The sequence below is a fragment of the Rhizorhabdus histidinilytica genome (assembly GCF_900167915.1).
Classification (GTDB): domain Bacteria; phylum Pseudomonadota; class Alphaproteobacteria; order Sphingomonadales; family Sphingomonadaceae; genus Rhizorhabdus; species Rhizorhabdus histidinilytica.
Genome location: NZ_FUYM01000040.1, coordinates 1 through 4,099, shown reverse-complemented (window position 1 = coordinate 4,099; position 4,099 = coordinate 1). Strand labels below are relative to the sequence as shown.

Below are 4,099 nucleotides of genomic sequence, written 5' to 3'. Positions count from 1 at the left end.
AACGGTGATTGCCGCCGGATTACCCTCCGAGCTGATGGTGACTCGACCGGACATATTGGCGGCAGAAGAGAAACTGCGGGCAGCGCGTGCCAATATCGGTGCTGCTCGGGCAGCCTTCTTTCCATCCATCTCACTAACCGGTAGTATCGGTTTCGCTTCAACTGATCTTGGGAATTTGATCGGAAACGAAGGACTGAGCTGGAGCTTTGGACCTTCGATCAGCCTACCCATCTTCGATTGGGGTGCGAGGAAGGGCAATCTGAGCGTGGCTGAGGCACGTGAGGATATTGCCATCGCCGAATACGAACGCACCATTCAGGGAGCTTTCCGCGAAGTTGCGGACGCCCTTGCCGGGCGCCGCTGGCTTGCTGAACAGGTCGCCGCGCAGGTTCGTGCCACTGCGGCACAGCGAGCGATCGCCGATCTTGCCCGCACTCGCTACCGCGAGGGCGTCGCAAATTACCTTGAAGTGCTCGATGCCGAACGGAATCTGTTCATCGCGGAACAGACACTGATACAGCTGCGTCGCGCCGAGCTGGATGCTCTCGTCTCTCTGTATGTCGCTCTGGGCGGCGGCCAGCAAGGGTAATGGTGGTAATGTTCCACCGACGGGCCTTGGCTATTGATCATGACAACCTACAGATCGGTCCGCCGATAAATTCCCTGACCTATATATGATAATGTCCTTTATCACACACTCATGGCGATCCGATGGAGCCGTTTAAACGGTCCCGAGATCCACCGCCGAAAGGGAGCGATATGGACCAGGACGAGGACACGGCTTTCGCCGACAACTATGCCGAGCGCGACCAGGCCAAGGCGCTGCGCGAGCAGGCCCGCGCGGGCGGCTTGCGCTTCGAGGCGTATCTTACCGGCGATCAGGCCGACTGGCTGTTGGAGCGGATCGAGCGCGGCATGTTCGCCGATCCTTCCGAGGCGGTGTTCGCGATCGTCAAGAACTTCATCGACATGGAGCCGCACCACGATTTACGCGACGAGCTGCTACGCCGGATATTGGACGGGTCGATAAAGCGCGGCCTTGAGGACGCGGAGGCTGGCCGCGTCCGCGACGCCGACGAGGTGTTCGACGAGCTGCGCCGCAAGATGGCCGCGCCGCGTCCCGCGCCGGCGCGATGGGAGAAGATCGCGCGATGAACCAGCTCGCCCCCCTCCCCGCGCCCGCGCCCGCGCTGGCGTTGCCGGCGCTGATCGCGGCGGCCGACGAGCGCGCGCAGCTTCGATTCCTTGAGTTCTTCGCCGTCACCATCCGCAATCCGCATACACGCCGCGCCTATGCGCGGGCGGCCGGCGACTTCCTGGCCTGGTGCGAGGCGCGCGGCGTCGCCTCGCTCGCCCAGGTGCAGCCGCTTCATGTCGCGGCCTGGGTCGAGGCGCTGGGGCGCGAGCTGGCCGCCCCCAGCGTCAAGCAGCAGCTCGCCGGCGTGCGCCACCTGTTCGACTGGCTGGTGACGGGTCATGCCGTGCCGGCGAACCCGGCCGGATCGGTGCGCGGGCCGGCGCATAGCCAGCGGCGCGGCAAGACGCCGGTACTGGCCCCCGACGAGGCGCGGCGGTTGCTCGACAGCATCGACGTGACCACCCATGCGGGCCTGCGCGACCGCGCGCTGATCGGTCTCATGGTCTATAGCTTCGCGCGGATCGGCGCGGCGCTGGCGATGCGGGTCGAGGACGTGTTCATGCAGAATCGGCGGCTATGGGTCCGCCTGCATGAGAAAGGCGGCAAGCGCCATGAAATGCCCTGCCACCACAATCTAGAGGATTATCTAACCGCCTATATCGACGGTTGCGAGCTGCGCGAGGACCGCAAGGGGCCGCTATTCCGCACGATCGCGCGCAGCACTAAGCGACTAAGCGATACCCCCCTGCCCCAAGCCAACGCCTTCGCGATGGTGCGCCGGCGCGCGGCGGCGGCCGGGATCGGGACGGCGATCGGCAACCACAGTTTCCGCGCGACCGGGATCACCACCTATTTGAAGAATGGCGGCACGTTGGAGACGGCCGCGACGATGGCGAACCATAGCTCGACGCGCACCACCCAGCTCTATGACCGCCGCCCCGATGACGTGACGCTGGACGAGGTGGAGCGCGTGTTGATCTAGGCGGCGAGCGCGGGCGCGCAGGTCCAGCGGTCGCCCTGCCAATGAAACCCTACCCGCTGCGCGTTGCCGATCGCGGGCGGCTCGCCCTTGCGCCAGAAAGCGCGCATCTTGGCCCGATCGTCCAGATGGGCGTCGGCGACGATCGCGCGCGCGGCCTGGATGAACTGCCCATGCCCGAACACATAGGCCAGCGATCCCGCAGGCATGGCGGCGAGGCGCGTTAGCGCCGCCTCGCAGCGCCGTAACAGGGTGCTGAAACTCTCCGCCCCTTCCCCGTCGCAGTAGTCAGGATCGGCCTCGCGCCAATAGCGTTCTAGGTGCGGCATCCGTTCGGCGCTGCGCGTGCCGTTCCAGCGCGCAGGTTGCAAATAGGTGAACTCTTCGATCGGCCACACTTCCACCGGCACGCCTGGAAAGCGCGCGATCGTCGGCGCGGCCGTCTGCCGGGTGCGGGTATAGGGCGAGGTGACGATGAGCGCGGGCGCTTGCGTCCAGCTCGCCGCGACCGCGCGCGCCTGTTCGTGGCCGCGCTCCGTCAGCGCGATCGTCGCGAGATCGTGGCAGGGCACGCCGGCGTTGCCGGTGTTTTCGCCGTGGCGGATGAAGATCGCTCTCATGTCCGGTTAGGCGGCCCGGTATAGCCCATTGCTGGCTTCCCAGCCCCGGCACGCCAGCAAGATTGGTTTCGGCACCTTCTTTTCGCCGTTGGAGTAGTAGGCGACCATGCGGCGCGAGACGCCAAGCGCATCGGCCGCCTTCGACAGCGACAGCGCATGGCGCAGCCGCCATTCGAGGAAGGCGCGCACATCGCCATGCCCGGTTGCCGACAGCGTTTCGAGCCACAGCATGTCCGCGCCCAGCTCCGCACCCGAAGGCCAGGCCAGGCTATGACCCCAATCGCCCACTTCGACCTTGGCGAACTCGCCCGGATCGCGCAGCGCGGCAAAGGCGCGATCGGCGAGGACCGCGCCAAGATCGAGATCAGCCGCCGTCCCTTCCGACCAGGACAGATGCAGCGATGACGGCCCGGTCGCGCGCACGGCGGTAATGGTGCGGGCCTTGTCGGTGATGTTCATCCGTTCAACTCCTGCCACGTCTGCATGAGCAAAGCCTGATTAGGCCGCGCCCATTCCAATGCGTCCTTCAAGACCGCCGCCGACACGGTGCCCACGATCACGTCAAACGATGCAATCGCCACCGAGCAGCGGAAATCCGGGCCTTCGATGTGGAAATGCGGCACGCCATGATCGCGGCCATAGACGGCAATTTTCCAGCGGGGACCGCGAAACATCGTGACCATGCTTCAATGTAGTGCAAAGGTTGCACTAGTGCAAGGCTGATAGCCAAAATGATCTAAGCGCCTGGCGCTGGCACCGTGGCCCTACTCGTTGCGCTCCCCAAGCCCGCAAGCGGTCCTGGCCCAAGGTTCCGGCCCACATGGCGGGCGAGATCGCGTGCGCGGATCTCGCGGCACCCTCGCCGATTACCGGCGATGTAGGCGATCGGGCGTCCAGCCTTCAATTCGTCGCCGGGTTCCGGCGGCCGATCAGGCACCTTGTCGAGAATGCGGTCGAGATCACCCACCGCACGACCTTTGGAGCGCCGCGCGAAAAACTCGGCCGCCGTTTCGGGTCGATCAATCGTCATCATGGAGATCAGACATAAGCGCCTCAACGCTGGTGAAGCGCACGCCCTTGCCAGCTTCCAGTTCTTCGATCGCATCGCGCGTAGCAGCGCGGCCCATCAACTCGGCCTCCAACTTCGCCTTATGGGCCTCATTACGCGCGCGGCGCTCGGGACTCCAATCTTTCATAAGATCGGAAAAGGGGCGATGGCCGGCCATTCTATCAATCCTTCTAGGTGAGAATCTGGATGCCGCGCCGCTTCACCAGCGTCAGCAAGGCGAGCGCCGCGCCAGTCGGCCGCATCGTGCCGGCCTCCCAGCGCTGGACCGTGCGCTTGTGCGCCCACAGCAAGCG

Annotated in this window: 8 protein-coding genes; 4 read left to right on the top strand and 4 right to left on the bottom strand. The window is 65.2% G+C overall.

What is annotated here, in order from left to right:
* From B5X82_RS25955 to B5X82_RS25945, 3 genes are all read left to right on the top strand, one after another.
* Positions 1-589: efflux transporter outer membrane subunit (locus B5X82_RS25955; protein WP_139385179.1), on the top strand; the 589-nt coding region annotated here is incomplete at its 5' end.
* 170 nt (positions 590-759) lie between these two features.
* A complete protein-coding gene (locus tag B5X82_RS25950; protein WP_008831331.1) occupies positions 760-1,155 on the top strand; it encodes a hypothetical protein in 396 nt (131 codons plus the stop codon).
* Positions 1,152-2,120 (top strand): tyrosine-type recombinase/integrase, encoded by a 969-nt coding sequence (locus B5X82_RS25945; RefSeq protein ID WP_008831330.1) that lies wholly within the window; start codon positions 1,152-1,154, stop codon positions 2,118-2,120. The genes B5X82_RS25950 and B5X82_RS25945 overlap by 4 nt, the downstream gene beginning before the upstream one ends.
* On the opposite strand, the gene B5X82_RS25940 is transcribed toward B5X82_RS25945, so the two are convergent.
* Genes B5X82_RS25940 through B5X82_RS25930 form a run of 3 tightly spaced genes read right to left on the bottom strand, consistent with a single transcriptional unit; the run spans position 2,117 to position 3,411 of the window.
* Entirely contained in the window at positions 2,117-2,737 is a 621-nt protein-coding gene (locus B5X82_RS25940; protein WP_008831329.1) for a histidine phosphatase family protein, read from the bottom strand. The genes B5X82_RS25945 and B5X82_RS25940 overlap by 4 nt on opposite strands.
* 6 nt (positions 2,738-2,743) lie before the next feature.
* Positions 2,744-3,196 (bottom strand): DUF2442 domain-containing protein, encoded by a 453-nt coding sequence (locus B5X82_RS25935; protein WP_008831328.1) that lies wholly within the window; start codon positions 3,194-3,196, stop codon positions 2,744-2,746.
* Positions 3,193-3,411 (bottom strand): DUF4160 domain-containing protein, encoded by a 219-nt coding sequence (locus tag B5X82_RS25930; RefSeq protein WP_008831327.1) that lies wholly within the window; start codon positions 3,409-3,411, stop codon positions 3,193-3,195. Before B5X82_RS25930 ends, B5X82_RS25935 begins: the two co-directional genes overlap by 4 nt.
* Before the next feature lie 146 nt (positions 3,412-3,557).
* Here B5X82_RS25930 and B5X82_RS25925 point away from each other — a divergent pair, with 146 nt between their 5' ends.
* Positions 3,558-3,785 carry a hypothetical protein gene (locus B5X82_RS25925; protein WP_008831326.1) on the top strand — a complete coding sequence of 76 codons (228 nt, stop codon included), beginning with the start codon at positions 3,558-3,560 and terminating at the stop codon, positions 3,783-3,785.
* Here the strand turns inward: B5X82_RS25925 and B5X82_RS25920 are convergent.
* A complete protein-coding gene (locus B5X82_RS25920; RefSeq protein ID WP_008831325.1) occupies positions 3,757-3,963 on the bottom strand; it encodes a hypothetical protein in 207 nt (68 codons plus the stop codon). The two genes, B5X82_RS25925 and B5X82_RS25920, sit on opposite strands and share 29 nt — an antisense overlap.
* Positions 3,964-4,099: the final 136 nt, after the last annotated feature.

Bases quoted from the DNA above. Each gene is read 5' to 3' on its own strand.
- B5X82_RS25940 (WP_008831329.1), bottom strand. From the start codon at position 2,737: ATGAGAGCGATCTTCATCCGCCACGGCGAAAACACCGGCAACGCCGGC.
- B5X82_RS25925 (WP_008831326.1), top strand. From the start codon at position 3,558: ATGGCGGGCGAGATCGCGTGCGCGGATCTCGCGGCACCCTCGCCGATT.
- B5X82_RS25945 (WP_008831330.1), top strand. From the start codon at position 1,152: ATGAACCAGCTCGCCCCCCTCCCCGCGCCCGCGCCCGCGCTGGCGTTG.
- B5X82_RS25935 (WP_008831328.1), bottom strand. From the start codon at position 3,196: ATGAACATCACCGACAAGGCCCGCACCATTACCGCCGTGCGCGCGACC.
- B5X82_RS25930 (WP_008831327.1), bottom strand. From the start codon at position 3,411: ATGTTTCGCGGTCCCCGCTGGAAAATTGCCGTCTATGGCCGCGATCAT.
- B5X82_RS25920 (WP_008831325.1), bottom strand. From the start codon at position 3,963: ATGGCCGGCCATCGCCCCTTTTCCGATCTTATGAAAGATTGGAGTCCC.
- B5X82_RS25950 (WP_008831331.1), top strand. From the start codon at position 760: ATGGACCAGGACGAGGACACGGCTTTCGCCGACAACTATGCCGAGCGC.